Origin of the sequence: Lysobacter niastensis, from assembly GCF_031457115.1 — a bacterium.
Classification (GTDB): Bacteria; Pseudomonadota; Gammaproteobacteria; order Xanthomonadales; family Xanthomonadaceae; genus Lysobacter_J; species Lysobacter_J niastensis_A.
Window position 1 is genome coordinate 756797 of record NZ_JAVDVY010000001.1, and the last position, 14266, is coordinate 771062.

General features: G+C 68.1%; 11 protein-coding genes. 5 read left to right on the top strand and 6 right to left on the bottom strand.

Annotated elements, in window-relative coordinates:
* The first annotated feature begins 35 nt into the window (after positions 1 to 35).
* Both J2X06_RS03505 and J2X06_RS03510 read left to right on the top strand, forming a co-directional pair.
* The gene (locus J2X06_RS03505; protein WP_310058338.1) at positions 36 to 1163 is read left to right on the top strand and encodes a glycosyltransferase; all 1128 of its coding nucleotides are present in this window, start codon (positions 36 to 38) and stop codon (positions 1161 to 1163) included.
* Positions 1135 to 2478: an O-antigen ligase family protein gene (locus J2X06_RS03510; protein WP_430539485.1), complete on the top strand. Its 1344-nt coding sequence runs from the start codon at positions 1135 to 1137 to the stop codon at positions 2476 to 2478. The genes J2X06_RS03505 and J2X06_RS03510 overlap by 29 nt, the downstream gene beginning before the upstream one ends.
* Here J2X06_RS03510 and lpxL read toward each other — a convergent pair.
* Positions 2475 to 3422: an LpxL/LpxP family Kdo(2)-lipid IV(A) lauroyl/palmitoleoyl acyltransferase gene (gene lpxL, locus J2X06_RS03515; RefSeq protein WP_310058346.1), complete on the bottom strand. Its 948-nt coding sequence runs from the start codon at positions 3420 to 3422 to the stop codon at positions 2475 to 2477. The two genes, J2X06_RS03510 and lpxL, sit on opposite strands and share 4 nt — an antisense overlap.
* A 68-nt stretch (positions 3423 to 3490) precedes the next feature.
* Between lpxL and waaA the strand changes: the two genes are divergently transcribed.
* Positions 3491 to 4792, top strand: a complete 1302-nt coding sequence (gene waaA / locus J2X06_RS03520; RefSeq protein ID WP_310058349.1) for a lipid IV(A) 3-deoxy-D-manno-octulosonic acid transferase — start codon at positions 3491 to 3493, stop codon at positions 4790 to 4792.
* A 95-nt stretch (positions 4793 to 4887) separates the two neighbouring features.
* On the opposite strand, the gene J2X06_RS03525 is transcribed toward waaA, so the two are convergent.
* From J2X06_RS03525 to J2X06_RS03535, 3 genes are all read right to left on the bottom strand, one after another.
* Positions 4888 to 6297: a TolC family outer membrane protein gene (locus tag J2X06_RS03525; RefSeq protein ID WP_310058353.1), complete on the bottom strand. Its 1410-nt coding sequence runs from the start codon at positions 6295 to 6297 to the stop codon at positions 4888 to 4890.
* A gap of 15 nt (positions 6298 to 6312) precedes the next feature.
* Positions 6313 to 6972: a protein-L-isoaspartate O-methyltransferase family protein gene (locus J2X06_RS03530; protein ID WP_310058356.1), complete on the bottom strand. Its 660-nt coding sequence runs from the start codon at positions 6970 to 6972 to the stop codon at positions 6313 to 6315.
* A 136-nt stretch (positions 6973 to 7108) separates the two neighbouring features.
* Positions 7109 to 7777, bottom strand: coding sequence for a TetR/AcrR family transcriptional regulator (locus tag J2X06_RS03535; RefSeq protein WP_310058359.1), 669 nt, complete (start codon positions 7775 to 7777; stop codon positions 7109 to 7111).
* Positions 7778 to 7855: 78 nt separating this feature from the next.
* On the opposite strand from J2X06_RS03535, the gene J2X06_RS03540 reads away from it, so the two are divergent.
* Both J2X06_RS03540 and J2X06_RS03545 read left to right on the top strand, forming a co-directional pair.
* Entirely contained in the window at positions 7856 to 9013 is a 1158-nt protein-coding gene (locus tag J2X06_RS03540; protein WP_310058360.1) for an efflux RND transporter periplasmic adaptor subunit, read from the top strand.
* Positions 9014 to 9191: 178 nt separating this feature from the next.
* Positions 9192 to 12356: an efflux RND transporter permease subunit gene (locus tag J2X06_RS03545; RefSeq protein ID WP_310058362.1), complete on the top strand. Its 3165-nt coding sequence runs from the start codon at positions 9192 to 9194 to the stop codon at positions 12354 to 12356.
* A gap of 67 nt (positions 12357 to 12423) precedes the next feature.
* Here J2X06_RS03545 and leuB read toward each other — a convergent pair whose 3' ends face one another.
* Both leuB and leuD read right to left on the bottom strand, forming a co-directional pair.
* Positions 12424 to 13548 (bottom strand): 3-isopropylmalate dehydrogenase, encoded by a 1125-nt coding sequence (gene leuB, locus J2X06_RS03550; RefSeq protein WP_310058364.1) that lies wholly within the window; start codon positions 13546 to 13548, stop codon positions 12424 to 12426.
* The gene (gene leuD / locus J2X06_RS03555) at positions 13538 to 14134 is read right to left on the bottom strand and encodes a 3-isopropylmalate dehydratase small subunit (protein WP_310058366.1); all 597 of its coding nucleotides are present in this window, start codon (positions 14132 to 14134) and stop codon (positions 13538 to 13540) included. The genes leuB and leuD overlap by 11 nt, the downstream gene beginning before the upstream one ends.
* Positions 14135 to 14266 lie beyond the last annotated feature (132 nt).

The following is a 14266-nucleotide window of genomic DNA, read 5'->3' on the forward strand; positions in this document are numbered from 1 at the left end:
CCGGGATCGACGACGGTGACAGGCGTGTGCGTCGGATGACCGGGGCGCCCCTGACCGTCGTGCAACTGCTGCCGGCACTGGAATCCGGCGGAGTCGAACGTTCCACGCTGGAGATTGCCCAAGCGCTGGTCGGGGCCGGACATCGCGCGATCGTGGTTTCCGCCGGTGGCCGCCTGGTGCCGCGGCTGCAGGCGATGGGCGCCGAACACGTCACGCTCGACATCGGTCGCAAATCGCTGCTGACGCTGCGCCACGTGCGTACGCTGCGTGCGCTGCTGGCGCGCGAGCACGCCGACATCGTCCATGCGCGCTCGCGCCTGCCGGCCTGGATCGGCGCGCTGGCCCTGCGCGGGATGGCAGCGCCGCAGCATCCGCGGCTGGTCACCACCGTGCACGGCCTCAATTCCCCCTCACGCTACAGCGCAGTCATGGCTCGGGGCGAACGCGTGATCTGCGTGTCGCGCAGCGTGCGCGACTACGTGCTGCGACATTATCCCGACACCGATCCGTCGAAACTGCGGGTGATTCCCCGTGGCATCGACACGACGGCATTCCCGCGTGCGGCGAACCCGGATGCGGCGGCGCGTGGCTGGGCCGCTGCATTGCATCCGGCGCTCGGCGGCGAAGGGCCGCTGCTGTTGTTGCCGGGGCGAGGCACGCGCCTGAAGGGACATGCCGATGCCCTGGCGCTGCTTGGAAAGCTGCGGGGCGATGGACTCGATGCGCGCCTGTGGTTGCCGGGAGCACGCGAGCGCGGACGCGAACAGTACATCGCAGAACTCGAACGCGAGGCGCGATCGGGCGGATTCGCAGATTCGGTTGCATTCACGCCGGCCACCGACGAGATCGCGCGGGCCTATGCCGCATCCGATCTGGTCCTGCAGGTGTCTCGCAAGCCCGAATCGTTCGGCCGCACGGTGCTGGAGGCGCTGTCGGTCGGGCGACCGGTGCTGGGCTGGCGCCACGGCGGCGTGGGCGAGCTGCTCGATGAAATGCAGCCTGCCGGCGCGGCGACGCCCTTTGATGCCGCACAACTGCATCACATCGCACGTGAATTGCTGGCCCACCCGCCATCGCCACCGGCTACGATTCCCTACACTCTGAGCGCCATGCAGGAAGCCACGCTTGCCGTCTATGCCGAACTCATCGATGAGCGCGACTGATCCGACCTCCGCCACACCGGCCACGCCGTCGGGCTGGCGCTGGGCGCCTGTATGGATCCTGGCCTACGTCGCCTTGTGGCCCGCGCCCGGCTATGCCGAAGGCGTGCTCGTGCTCGGCGCGCTGGCGGCGATCATCAAGCTGGTGGCGACGCGTTTCCGCGGTGGCACCGCGTTGCTGACGGGGCCGGCCTGGGCACTGACCACGGTGCTGTTCTGCGCATATTGGCTGCCGGAACTGGTATCGGCGGTGGATGCCATCGATCCGGCGCGCGCGCTGCGCGAAGCCGTAGTGGACCTGCGTTACCTGCCGTTCCTGTGGCTGGTGGCGCTGGCGGTGGCCGACCCGCGCGGCCGACGCATCACGTTCGGCGGCTTGGCGGTGATCGTCGCGGTCTGGACCATCGACGCGTTGATGCAGGCGATGAGCGGCAGCAGTCCGCTGTTCTCCGCCATCGACGGGCTGAAGCACTCGATCAGCGGACATGGCATGTGCAGCCCGGAGGAAGTGTCCGGCGTGGATCGCCTCAGCGGCATATTGGGACCGTGCAACCTCAAGTTGGGGCAGGTGATCGCCAGCCTGTCGCCGTTCGCGCTGTACGCCGCGGGCCGTCGTTTCGCCACCGCGGGCTGGCTGGTGGCCGCCGGCGCTGTCGGCCTGGTCGTGTTGCTGGCGGGTTCGCGCGCGTCGTGGATCACCTATGCCCTGGTGCTGCTGTTGTCCGGTTGGCGTCTGCTGGGGTGGAGGAAGCTGACGATCGTCTTCGCCTTTGGCGCGATCACGGCCGTTGGGCTGTATTACGCCTCGCCGCAGGTGCACGATCGCGTCGCCCGCACGGCGCATGCGCTGTCCGCCAGCCAGGAGGGCTTCGACAGTGCCCTGTCCGGGCGCACGCGCATCTGGAGCGCGGCGCTGTGCATGGCGCGAACGCATCCGATCAACGGAGTTGGCGCGCGCGGTTTCCGCGAGGCGTTCCCAGCTTGCGATCCGGGCGTCGGACACATCGCCGCCTGGGGTGAGGGTCCGGCGTTGCACGCGCATCAACTGGTGCTGGAAGTGCTCAGCGAAACCGGCCTGTTCGGCATCCTGCTATGGCTGGCCGGCATAGCGCTGGCCTGGCGCGCGTGGCGGTTTGCCGGAGAACAAGCCCGCGAGCGCGCGCGTCCGGCGATGCTGGCGCTGGTGGTGACGGTGTTCCCGTTCAACACCCACCTGGCGTTCTATTCGACGTTCTGGGGCGGGCTTACGCTGTTGCTGGCGGCGTTGTACGCGGGCAGCCTGCTGGCGCGCGATACCGAGTCGCAGGCCGCCGACTAGGGAGCCGCGGCCGCAGCGTCCTTGCGATAGGGCGAGGTCTGGCCGGGAGGTCGGCGCTTGAAGCGGCGGTGGATCCACAGGTACTGCGTCGGCGCCTCGCGCACCATCGCCTCGATCGATGCGTTGACGCGGCTGCTGTCGTAGGTCGCATCCGTGGACGGGAAGTCCTGCAGCGGCGGGCCCAGCCGCAACACGTAGTGCGCGCCTTCGCGACGATGGAAGAACGGCATCACCGCGCAGCCGCTGAGCCGCGCGAACTGGTGGGTGGCGGTGATGGTCGCGGCCGGCACGCCGAAGAACGGCGCGAACACCGTGTCCTTGCCGCGCATGTCCTGGTCCGGCGCATACCACAGCAGCCCGCCCTGCTTGAGGTGGCGCATCGCCGGGCGGATATCCTCGTTGGTGAACATCGCGCTGGCGTAGCGCAGGCGGCCGCGCTTGACCGCCCATTCCATCACCGGGTTGCGATGACGGCGGTACATGCCGGCCAGCGGGATGTGGTCGCACATCAGGCGCCCACACATCTCCAGCGTCATGAAGTGCCCGGATACCAGCAACACTCCGCGGCCCTGGGCGCGCAGCGGCGCGATGTGCTCCAAGCCCTCGATGCGCACGGTGCGTCGCATCGGCGCGGCCGAACCCCACCATGCGCGGGCGAATTCGAACAGCCCGATGCCCAGGTCGCGAAAGCTCGCGCGCAGCAGCTGGTCGCGCTCGGCCTGCGACTTCTCCGGGAAGCACAAGGCCAGGTTGATGGTGGCGGCGCGGCGGCGTTCGCCCGCCAGCAGCCGGGCCAAGGCGCCGATGCCGCTTCCGATCAGGCGCTGCAGGCCCCAGGGCAGCCGCGCACCCGCGCACATCACGCCCAGGCCGAGCCACTGGGGCCAGTAACGTGGGCCCAGCGGCGGTGGCGGGGCGGTGGTTGCAGGGGAGGGCGATGACATGCGCGTGATTCTAGCGTCGTGCCTGCGATGACTGCCCGGATCGCGTGCGCTTGGTTATGCTTACCGCGATGCCGACGGACCCTTTCGAGCGCCTGTTGCGCGGCCTGTACTCGGCGGCGCTCTACCTGTTGGCGCCGATCACGGTCTATCACCTGATCTGGCGCGGCTTGCGGCAGCCCGCCTACTTCCAGCGCTGGCCGGAGCGTTACGCGGTCTATCGCGACGACCGTACGGCCCGGACGCTGTGGGTGCATGCGGTTTCCGTAGGCGAGGTCAACGCGGCGGTGCCGCTGGTGAACGCGCTGCGACGCAGCCGCCCCGACCTGCGACTGCTGGTCACCACGATCACACCGACCGGCTCCGAGCGGGTGCGCGCGCTGTGGGGTGACGGTGTCGAACACGTCTATCTTCCCTACGACCTGCCGGGTGCGGTGGGGCGTTTTCTCGATCACTACCGTCCGTGCACGGCCCTGATCATGGAAACCGAGCTGTGGCCCAGCCTGATGTTCGGTTGCCGCGAACGCAGCATTCCGGTCTACATCCTCAACGCCCGCCTGTCGGAGCGCTCCCTGCGGGGCTATCGCGTGCTGGCCCCGCTGGTCGGTCGCGCCCTGCGTACGGTGCACACCGTCGCCGCGCAATCGCAGGCCGACGGCCAGCGCTTCATCCGGCTGGGCGCGCGCGACGGGCAGATCGAGGTCGCCGGCAACCTCAAGTTCGACGTCGCCGTGCCCGAGGGGTTATCCGCATTTGCCGGCGAATGCCGGCAGCATTGCGGCGGTAACCCGGTATGGATCGCGGCCAGCACGCACGAGGACGAGGAAGCCGCCGTACTGGCGATGCATCGCCGCTTGCGCGCCCGGTTCCCGGGACTGCTGCTGTTGTGGGCGCCGCGGCACCCCGAACGCTTCCGCGCCGTCACCGAGCAGGCGCGCGGACAGGGCTGGCGCGTGTCGACCCGTTCGCAGGCGCGCTGGCCGCAGCCGGACGACGCGGTGTTCGTGATCGACACGCTCGGCGAGCTGATGAGCTTCTATGCCTGCGCCGATGTCGCCTTCGTCGGCGGCAGCCTGCAGCCCATCGGCGGCCACAACCTGCTGGAGCCGGCCGCGACCGGCACTGCCATCGTGACCGGACCGCACCTGCACAACTTCGTCGAGATCGCCGAGCGGCTCGATGCCGCGGGCGCATTGCGGATCGGTGCGGATGCCGATGCCGTGGAAGCCGCCTTGTCGGAGTTGCTGGCCGATCCTGCGCAGCGCGAGCGCATGGCGGCCAGCGGCCGCGAGCTGGTGGAAACCGGCCGTGGCGCGCTGGCGCGGACCCTGGACCTGCTGCAGCCGGCGTTGCCGTCCGTCGCAACCGTTTGACGACGATGGCCAGTGCCCACGCGGCGCAGGCATAAAAAAACCGCCGAGGTCATCGGCGGTTTTTTTGAGACCGAGGGGGTTAGCCCCGTCGCACGTCAGCCCCTGATGTCGGTAAGGGCGACCTGCCCCACGGCATCGACGGTGAGCAGGCGGTTGATGTCCTGCACGTCGTCGACATCGAGCGTGCCGGCGGCCTGCTCCAGCACCAGGCGGGCCTGCAGGTGGCGGTAGCGCGCACGGGCGTACTCGAGCTGCGCGGCGAACAGGTTGCGCTGGTTCTGCAGCACGTCGAGCACGGTACGCGTGCCGACTTCCAGGCCGACCTGCGAAGCGTCGTAGGCACTCTGCGCGGAGACCAGCGCCAGGCGGCGTGCCTCGACTTCGCTGACGCTGGCGACCAGGGTCTGGTAGGCGTTGCGGGTGTTGCGAACCAGGGACCGCTTCTGCTGCTCAAGTTCGTCGCTGGCGACGTCGCGCAGGGCGATGGCCTGGCGCACGCCCGACTGCGTGGCGCCGCCTGAGAAGATCGGCACCGACAGCGTGACACCCAGGGCGGGGCCGAACTCGCGGCTGTCGAGCTCGCGCGAACCCGCGATCAGGTTGCTGGTGCGATCACCCCAGGTGGTGCTGTCGCCGTAGCTGCCGTTGAGGTACAGGGTCGGGTAATGGCCGGCGCGCGCGGTCTGCACGTCCTTGGCGGCCGATTCGACCTGCAGTTCCTTGGCACGCAGCGCAGGGTTGTTGGCGATGGCTTCCTGCACCCAGCCTTCGGCGTCGCGCGATTGCGGCAGGTTCGGCTGGAAGTCCTTGGGCAGCGCCTTGAGCGTGTGCACCGGTTGGCCGGTCAGTTCGACCAGCGCCTGGTACGAATCCTCGACCGCGTTGCGGGCCAGGATGGTGTTGGCGCGCGAGCTGTCGTACTGGGCGCGCGCTTCATGCACGTCGGTGATCGGCGCCAGGCCGACTTCCAGGCGCTTGGAGGCGTAGTCGAACTGCTTCTTCAGGGCGGTCTCGGCCGCTTCGGCCGCCGCCAGCGACTCCAGCGCGATCAGCACGTTGAAGTAGGCGGTCGAGGTGCGGGTGATCAGGTCATCGCCGGCGGCTTCGAGCTGGAAGTCGCTGGCCGCGCTCAGCGCCTTCTGGCTCTGCAGGCGCGTGATGTTGCTGTGGTCGTAGATCATCTGGCTCAGCCGCACCTCGCTGCCGCGGGTGCTGGTGTCCGTTTCGGTGTTGCCGATGCTGATCGTGCCGTCGGGATTGGTGACGGCGTCGCCGCGGCTAAAGCTGCGGTTGCGCGTGAAGGATGCCGAGCCGTCGATCTGCGGCAGCATCGCGGCGCGCGCCTGCACCGCCCCTTCCTTGGTCACCAGGCGGCCGGATTCGGCGGCCGACAAGAGCGGATCGCTGCTTCGTGCCAGTTCGTAGGTCTGCAGCAGGTCTTCCGCGGAGGCGGCGGCCGGCAGCAGGGCGAGAGCCAGTGCGAGAACGATGGGGCGGCGGATCATGCGGGGTCCTTGTCCTTAAAACTCAAAGGTCGGCGCGGGAGCGGCGCCGGCGAGATACGGCAAATCGGTTTCGAACAACGATTGGATGCGCGGAGCGTTGACTTCGTTGCGTAGGAGAACGGCTTCCATCGCCGGCGAGCGGCCGCGGACGACGAACAGGCGTCCGCCCGGCGCCAGCCAGTCAGTGAACCGCGACGGGATGGCATCGACCGCGCCGGTCACGCAGACGACGCCGAACTTGCGGTCCGGCGCGTAGGCGAAGGCGTCGGTGGTGATCACCTGGGCGTTGTCGACGTGCTGCGCGACCAGCCGGGCACGTGCCGCGTCGGCGAGGTCGGCATGGCGCTCCAGGCTCACCACCTCGCGGGCAAGGCGGCCCATGCAGGCGGTCAGGAAGCCACTGCCGGTGCCGATCTCCAGCACGTCGTCGGTCGGGTCCAGCGCCAGCGACTGCAGGGTGCGACCTTCCATGACGGGCTTCATCATGTATTCGCCATGCGCCAGCGGCAGGGAGATGTCGGTATAGGCCAGGTTGCGATGGGCCGGCGCGACGAATTCCTCGCGCGGCATCGCGGCCAGGACGTCGAGCACGCGCGGATCGAGCACGTCCCACGGCCGAACCTGCTGTTCGACCATCAGTTCACGGGCTTTGGCGTAATCGATCGTGGTGCTCATCTCGTTCTCTGGCATGCGCGGGGAAACGCGCATTCTACCGGGCGGGGGCAACAGCCGGCGCCAAGGATCGCCGGCCGGTGCGGCCGCGACTGAGTGCCGGAAGTAACCAAGACTCACGGCAGCGGGCATCGCGCGGTCACCTCCGGACGGCGTATGCGCGCAGAAACAGGTCGACCGTGGCGGCCAAGTGTTTCTCGACGTCGATCTCGTCCGGCTGGGCGCAGCCGAATATCAGGAAGTCGTGCGGCTCGCCCTTGAGCAGGGCGAAAAACTGCGAGGCGGCCCGCTGCACGTCGGGTATGTCGAGGTCTCCGGCGGCGACCCGGCGCCGCAGCAGCGCGGCGAAATCGCCCTGGACGCGCACCGGCCCCGCTTCCCAGAACAGCTTCGGCAAAGGCGAGGCCGCCATCTGCGGCGTGCACAGCATGCGGTGCCCAGCGATGGACTCGGGCGAACTGATCATCGCGAAGAATGCCCGCGCGATGGCCATCAGCCGGTCGCGAAGCGGCGTGGTCGGCGAGGGCTCGAACAGCGAGGAAGGCAGCGAGGTGTCGCAGTGCGACTCCACTGCGGCGACAAACAGGGTGTCCTTGTCGCCAAAGTGGCTATAGACGGTGAGCTTGGAGACCCCGGCCTCGGCGGCGATCTGGTCCATGCTGACGCCGTCGAATCCCAGTTGGATGAACATCCGCTTGGCCGCTTCCAGGATGGCCGCGCGCTTGCTCAGATCCTTCGGCCGCCCCGGGCCGGCTGCCCGCGGCGTGACAGCGGTCTTGGAAACGGCGGGCTTACGCGAGGCGGTCATAAGGTAATACTAGACTAACGGGTTTGATATTTATACAGTACTGCCAGGTACATTAATTCACCCTGAGGTCACCCGCAAATGCGCAGCCGTCCCCCCGCCGCTGCCTTTCCCGCCGCGCCGGCATCGAGTCCGCCCAAGGGCCAGTCAGAGCGCCTGTTGCCGCTGATCGTGCTGGCCGTGACCGTGGCGCTGCTCGCGGCCTGCAGCCGCGAGGCCGCCCCCGACGAGGCCGCCCGGCCGGTGTTGGTGGCGCATCCCACCGCATCCACGCATACCGCCACCGCCTTTGCCGGCGAAGTCCGGGCACGCGAGGAAAGCCTGCTGTCGTTCCGGGTCGCCGGCAAAGTGGTGGAGCGCAAGGTGGACGTCGGCGAACACGTGCGCACCGGACAGGTGCTGGCCGTACTGGATCCCGGCGACCTGGAGGCGCAGGCGCGCGCGGCGCAGGCGCAACTGATTGCGGCGCAGGCCGAACTGGCCAGCGCACGCGCCGATCAGGCCCGCTTCGACAAACTCGCCAAGGACCAGCTCGTCAGCCGCTCCACGTTGGACGCTCAGAACGCCGCCGCAGAGGCGGCACAGGGACAGGTCAATGCCGCCCGCGCCAATCTCGAAGTCGCCCGCAACCAGGCCGCCTATTCGCAGTTGCGCGCGCCCCGCGACGGCGTGATCGCCACGCGCAATGCCGAATCCGGCCAAGTGGTGGCCGCCGGACAGACCGTGTTCTCGCTGGCCGCCGATGGCGTGCGCGAGATCGCGTTCGCGCTGCCCGAGGGCATGATCGCCGCCATCAAGCCCGGGCAGCCGGTGCTGGTGGAAGCCTGGTCGCAGCCGGGCAAGCGCTGGGCCGGCCGCATCCGCGAGATCTCGCCGGCCGCCGATCCCGCGTCGCGCACCTACGCGGCGCGTGTCAGCGTGGACGCGCCTGCCGGCGCGATCGAGCTCGGCCAGAGCGCGCGCGTCTACCTGGCCGGCAACGGCAACGGGGCGCTGAGCGTTCCGCTGGCGGCGCTGCAGCGCGCCGGCGACCGCAGCGCGGTATTCGTGATCGATGCGAAGACGTCCACCGCCAAGCTGGTGCCGATACAGACCGGCCCCTTCGGCGAGGATCGCGTGCCGGTGAAGAGCGGCCTGTCGCCGGACGCGTGGGTGGTCGCCGCGGGCGGCCATCTGTTGCGCGAGGGGCAGAAGGTAACGCCGGTCGATCGGGACAACCGCCCCGTAAAACCGAACTGAAAGATGTCGGCAGCAAGGATGCGCCCCACAAAACGATAGACGCGACGCCCGCACGGCACCTTCGTCCTTCCCTCGCTTGCGGGGAAGAGAGCGGGAAGGGGGCGACGCGCCAGGATCGGATAGCGGAGCAATCCCTCTCCCGTGCGCGGGAAAGGGTGACCCAACATAGGCAACCCAGATGCGCTTCAACCTCTCCGAATGGGCGCTGCGCCATCGCAGCCTGATCGTCTACGCGATGCTGGTGATGGCCATCGCCGGCGCGTTTTCGTACCTGCGGCTGGGCCGCAGCGAGGACCCGGCCTTCACCTTCAAGGTGATGGTCATCCGCACGCTGTGGCCGGGCGCCACCGCCGAGGAGGTCTCGCGCCAGGTCACCGAGCGCATCGAAAAGAAGCTGATGGAAACCGGCCAGTACGAGTTCATCCGCTCGTACTCGCGCGCCGGCGAGTCGCAGGTGATGTTCGTGGCCAAGGACTCGCTGCGCTCCAAGGACATCCCGCCGCTGTGGTACCAGGTGCGCAAGAAGGTCGGCGACATCCAGCCGACGCTGCCGGGCGATGTTGTCGGTCCGTTCTTCAATGACGAGTTCGGCGACACCTTCGGCAACATCTATGCCCTGACCGGCAAGGGCTTCGACTATGCAGTGCTGAAGGACTACGCCGAGCGCGTGCAATTGGCGCTGCAGAAGCAGCCAGACGTCGGCAAGATCGAGCTGTTCGGCGTGCAGGACGAGAAGGTCTGGGTCGAGCTGTCCAACGTCAAGCTGGCCACGCTCGGCGTGCCCGCCTCCGCGGTGCAGCGGGCCCTGGACGAGCAGAACGCGATGGTGCCGGCCGGTTTCTTCGAGACCGGCAGCACGCGCGTGCCGCTGCGCGTCGGCGGCAAGTTCGCCTCGGTCGATCAGATCCGCGAGTTCCCGATCCGCGTCGGCGACCGTACCTTCCGCCTGGCCGACGTTGCCGACGTGCGCCGCGGCTTCGCCGATCCGCCGGCGCCGCGCATGCGCTTCATGGGCGAGGATGCGATCGGCATCGGCGTGGCCATGAAGGAGGACGGCGACATCCTGAAGCTTGGCAAGACGCTGGAGGTCGAGTTCGCCAACCTGCAGAAGTCGCTGCCGGCCGGCATGCAGCTGCGCAAGGTCGCCGACCAGCCTGCGGCGGTGGAGGAGTCCGTGGGCGAGTTCATCCGCGTGCTGACCGAAGCCGTCGCGATCGTGCTGCTGGTGAGCTTCTTCTCGCTGGGACTGCGCACCGGCCTGGTGGTGGCGCTGTCGATTCCGCTGGTGCTGGCGATGACCTTCGCGGTGATGTCGTTCTTCGGCGTCGGCCTGCACAAGATCTCGCTGGGCGCGCTGGTGCTGGCGCTGGGTCTGCTGGTCGACGACGCGATCATCGCGGTGGAGATGATGGCCATCAAGATGGAGCAGGGCTTCAGTCGCCTGAAGGCCGCCGCGTTCGCCTGGGACAGCACGGCGTTCCCGATGCTGACCGGCACGCTGATCACCGCCGCCGGGTTCCTGCCGATCGCCACTGCCAAGTCGAGCACCGGCGAATACACGCGCTCGCTGTTCGAGGTGGTGACCATCGCGCTGATGGTGTCGTGGATCGCCGCGGTGGCGTTTATTCCCTACCTGGGCGACAAGCTGCTTCCCGACTACGGGCATGCGGCCAAGCCGCCGAAGCCGGGCTCGCTGTCGGCACGCTGGCATGACTTCCGTGTGCGGCTGGCCAACGGCCTCCCGGCGCTGCGCGACGTCCTGATGCCCAAGGCGCCGATCGACGGGCATGTCCACGACCCGTACGCGAGCCGCTTCTACACCCGGTTCCGCGCCTGGGTGACATTCTGCGTGCGCCGGCGCTGGCTGGTGATCGGCGTCACTGCCGCCGCGTTCGTCGCATCGGTCTTCCTGTTCCGCTTCGTGCCGCAGCAGTTCTTCCCGGATTCGACACGGCCGGAACTGATGGTCGACATCGAACTTGCCGAAGGCAGTTCGCTGCGCGCCACGACCACGCAGGCGCAACGACTGGAAAAGATCCTCGCGCAGCGCAAGGATCTGAAGAGCTTCGTCGCCTATGTCGGTACTGGCTCACCGCGCTACTACCTGCCGCTCGACCAGCAACTGCCTGCGGCCAACTTCTCGCAGTTCGTGCTGACGCCCAAGGACGTTCACGCCCGCGAGGAAATCCGCAGCTGGCTGATCAAGGACGTGTTTCCGCGCTTCCCCGAATTGCAGATGCGCGTGACGCGCCTGGAGAACGGACCGCCGGTCGGCTATCCAGTGCAGTTCCGTGTGTCCGGCGAGCACATCGAGCGGGTGCGCGAGATCGCCTACCAGGTGCGAGCGAAGTTCCGCGAGAATCCGCATGTCGCCAACGTCAACCTGGATTGGGACGAGCCCAACAAGGTCGTGCGCCTGACGGTCGACCAGGAACGCGCCCGCGCGCTGGGCGTCAGTTCGGCGCGGCTGTCGCAGTTCCTGTCCAGCTCGCTGTCCGGCTCGCACATCAGCACCTACCGCGAAGGCAACGAGTTGATCGAGATGCTGCTGCGGGGCCCGGCCGAGGAACGCCTGCGGCTGGACATGCTCGGCAGCCTGATGGTGCCCACCGAAAGCGGCCGCAGCGTCCCGCTGACCCAGATCGCCACGCTCGACTACGGCTTCGAGGAGGGCATCATCTGGCATCGCGACCGCGCGCCGACGATGACCGTGCGCGCCGACATCTACGACGGCACGCAGCCGGCGACGGTGACCGCGCAGATCTCGCCGACGCTGGACGAGTTGCGCGCCAAGCTGCCGTACGGCTACTCGATCGATGTGGGCGGCAGCGTCGAGGACTCGGCGCGCGGCGAGAAGTCGATCGCTGCCGGCATGCCGCTGTTCCTGTTCGTGGTGTTCACGCTCCTGATGCTGCAGCTGCGCAGCTTCACGCGCAGCATCATGGTGCTGCTGACCGCGCCGCTGGGATTGATCGGCGTGACGCTGTTCCTGCTGGTGTTCCGCGTGCCGTTCGGCTTCGTCGCGATGCTCGGCACGATCGCGCTGGCAGGCATGATCATGCGCAACTCGGTGATTCTGGTAGACCAGATCGAGCACGACATCGGCGAGGGCGCCGCGCCGTGGCAGGCGATAGTCGAGGCCACGGTGCGCCGCTTCCGCCCGATCGTGCTGACCGCGCTGGCGGCGATCCTGGCGATGATCCCGCTGTCGCGCAGCGCGTTCTTCGGGCCGATGGCGGTGGCGATCATGGGCGGCCTGACGGTCGCCACGTTCCTGACGCTGCTGTTCCTGCCGGCGCTGTATGCGGCGTGGTTCCGGGTGAAGGCGCCGGAGACGGCGTGACGGGACTGTCTGCCCGCAACAAACAGAAAGGGCGCCGCAGGGCGCCCTTCCTGTTTCTCCGGATCTTTCAGTCCCGCATCTCGACCACGCCGCACTCCGCCTGCAATTGTTCCAGCACCGCAGCCGTCGCCGCACGCGTTCCGACGCCATGACCGTCCGGTGCCAGGTCGGCCGTGAAGATTCCCGCGTCGAGCGCGCCGCTGACCGCTTTCTCGACGCACTTGGCTTCATCCTCCAGCCCAAGCGAGTGCCGCAGCAACATGGCCGCACTGAGGATGGTGGCGTAAGGATTGGCGATCCCGCGGCCGGCGATGTCGGGTGCGGAGCCGTGGATGGGTTCGTACAGGCCGATGACTTTCTGGTGGCTGTCCTTGGCGTTGCCATGCGCGCCGCTGGACCCCAGTGACGCCGACGGCAGCAAGCCGAGCGAGCCGGCCAGCATCGAGGCCTCGTCGGTGAGGATGTCGCCGAACATATTCTCGGTGACGATCACGTCGTACTCGCGCGGTTTGGCCAGCAGGTGCATTGCCATCGAGTCGACGAGTTGATGCTCGAGCGTGATGTCGGGAAACTCGTCGCGCGCCACTCGCGTGGCGACTTCCCGCCACAGGCGCGATGTCTCCAATACGTTGGCCTTGTCGACCGAGGTGACCCGCCCGCGAAGGCCGCGCGCCAGCGTGCAGGCGCGGCGAACCACACGCTCGATCTCCGCGACGCTGTACTCGCACAGGTCGCTGGCGGAGTCGGCCGTGCGTTGCTTCTGGCCGAAGTAGATGCCGCCGGTGAGTTCGCGCACTACGATCAGGTCGACGCCGGTCAGCAGGTGCGGTTTGATCGGCGACGCGCCGAGTGCGGCGGCGTGCGGTTTCACCGGGCGCAGGTTGGCATACAAGCCCAGCGCCTTGCGGATCGCCAGCAGTCCCTGTTCGGGCCGCACGGTGGCCTTCGGATCGGACCACTTGGGTCCACCGACGGCGCCGAGCAAAACCGCATCGGCGCGCTGCGCGGCGGCAAGCGTGTCGGCCGGCAGCGGTTCGCCGGTGGCGTCGATCGCGGCGCCGCCGATCGGTTTCTCCACGAACCGGAACTCGTGGCCATAGCGGCGGCCGACGGCGCGCAGCACTTCGACGGCGGCGGCAGTGACTTCCGGGCCGATGCCGTCGCCCGGCAGAACGACGATCTCAGCATGCATGGCGCCGGCTCCCATAAAGCGACTCCTCGTAACGTTGGATGGCGGGTTGTTGTTTGAGCAGATAGCCGAGCTGGTCGACGCCTTCGAGCAGGCAGGTCTGGGCGAAGGGGTCGAGCGGGAACCTCACGCGGGTGCCGCCTGGCAGGATCACGCTGCGGCTGGCAACGTCGATGCGCAGTTCGATGCCGGGACGATCGAGCAGTTCGTCTACGACGACCTCGTCCAGCACGATCGGAAGCAGGCCGTTCTTCAGCGCGTTGCTGCGGAAGATGTCGGCGATCTCGGCGCTGATCACCGCGCGGAGTCCGAGATCGGTCAGCGCCCAGGGAGCATGCTCGCGCGAGGAACCGCAGCCGAAATTGCGGCCGGCCACCAGGATCCTGGCGCCGATGCTTTCCGGCCGGTTGAACGGAAACTCCGGATCCGGCGAACCGTCGGCCAGAGTGCGCCAGTCATTGAACGCGTGCTTGCCCAAGCCCTTGCGTTCGGTGGTGGTGAGAAAGCGCGCGGGGATGATCTGGTCGGTGTCGATGTTGCGTTCGCGCAATACGACGGTGCGCGAAGTGAGTTCGGTGAAGGGACGCATCAGCAAGACTCCGGGGAAGTTGAGGCGTCGTCATTCCCGCGAAGACGGGAATCCACAATGGCTACGACGGGATTGGTTGCCTTCCGCGTGTGGATCGATGGATCCCCACCTTCGCGGGGATGACGATCCGAA

Excerpts from the sequence above, each read along its gene's own strand:
- J2X06_RS03505 (WP_310058338.1), top strand. The coding sequence starts at position 36 with ATGACCGGGGCGCCCCTGACCGTCGTGCAACTGCTGCCGGCACTGGAA.
- J2X06_RS03510 (WP_430539485.1), top strand. The coding sequence starts at position 1,135 with ATGCCGAACTCATCGATGAGCGCGACTGATCCGACCTCCGCCACACCG.
- lpxL (WP_310058346.1), bottom strand. The coding sequence starts at position 3,422 with ATGTCATCGCCCTCCCCTGCAACCACCGCCCCGCCACCGCCGCTGGGC.
- waaA (WP_310058349.1), top strand. The coding sequence starts at position 3,491 with ATGCCGACGGACCCTTTCGAGCGCCTGTTGCGCGGCCTGTACTCGGCG.
- J2X06_RS03525 (WP_310058353.1), bottom strand. The coding sequence starts at position 6,297 with ATGATCCGCCGCCCCATCGTTCTCGCACTGGCTCTCGCCCTGCTGCCG.
- J2X06_RS03530 (WP_310058356.1), bottom strand. The coding sequence starts at position 6,972 with ATGAGCACCACGATCGATTACGCCAAAGCCCGTGAACTGATGGTCGAA.
- J2X06_RS03535 (WP_310058359.1), bottom strand. The coding sequence starts at position 7,777 with ATGACCGCCTCGCGTAAGCCCGCCGTTTCCAAGACCGCTGTCACGCCG.
- J2X06_RS03540 (WP_310058360.1), top strand. The coding sequence starts at position 7,856 with ATGCGCAGCCGTCCCCCCGCCGCTGCCTTTCCCGCCGCGCCGGCATCG.
- J2X06_RS03545 (WP_310058362.1), top strand. The coding sequence starts at position 9,192 with ATGCGCTTCAACCTCTCCGAATGGGCGCTGCGCCATCGCAGCCTGATC.
- leuB (WP_310058364.1), bottom strand. The coding sequence starts at position 13,548 with ATGCATGCTGAGATCGTCGTTCTGCCGGGCGACGGCATCGGCCCGGAA.
- leuD (WP_310058366.1), bottom strand. The coding sequence starts at position 14,134 with ATGCGTCCCTTCACCGAACTCACTTCGCGCACCGTCGTATTGCGCGAA.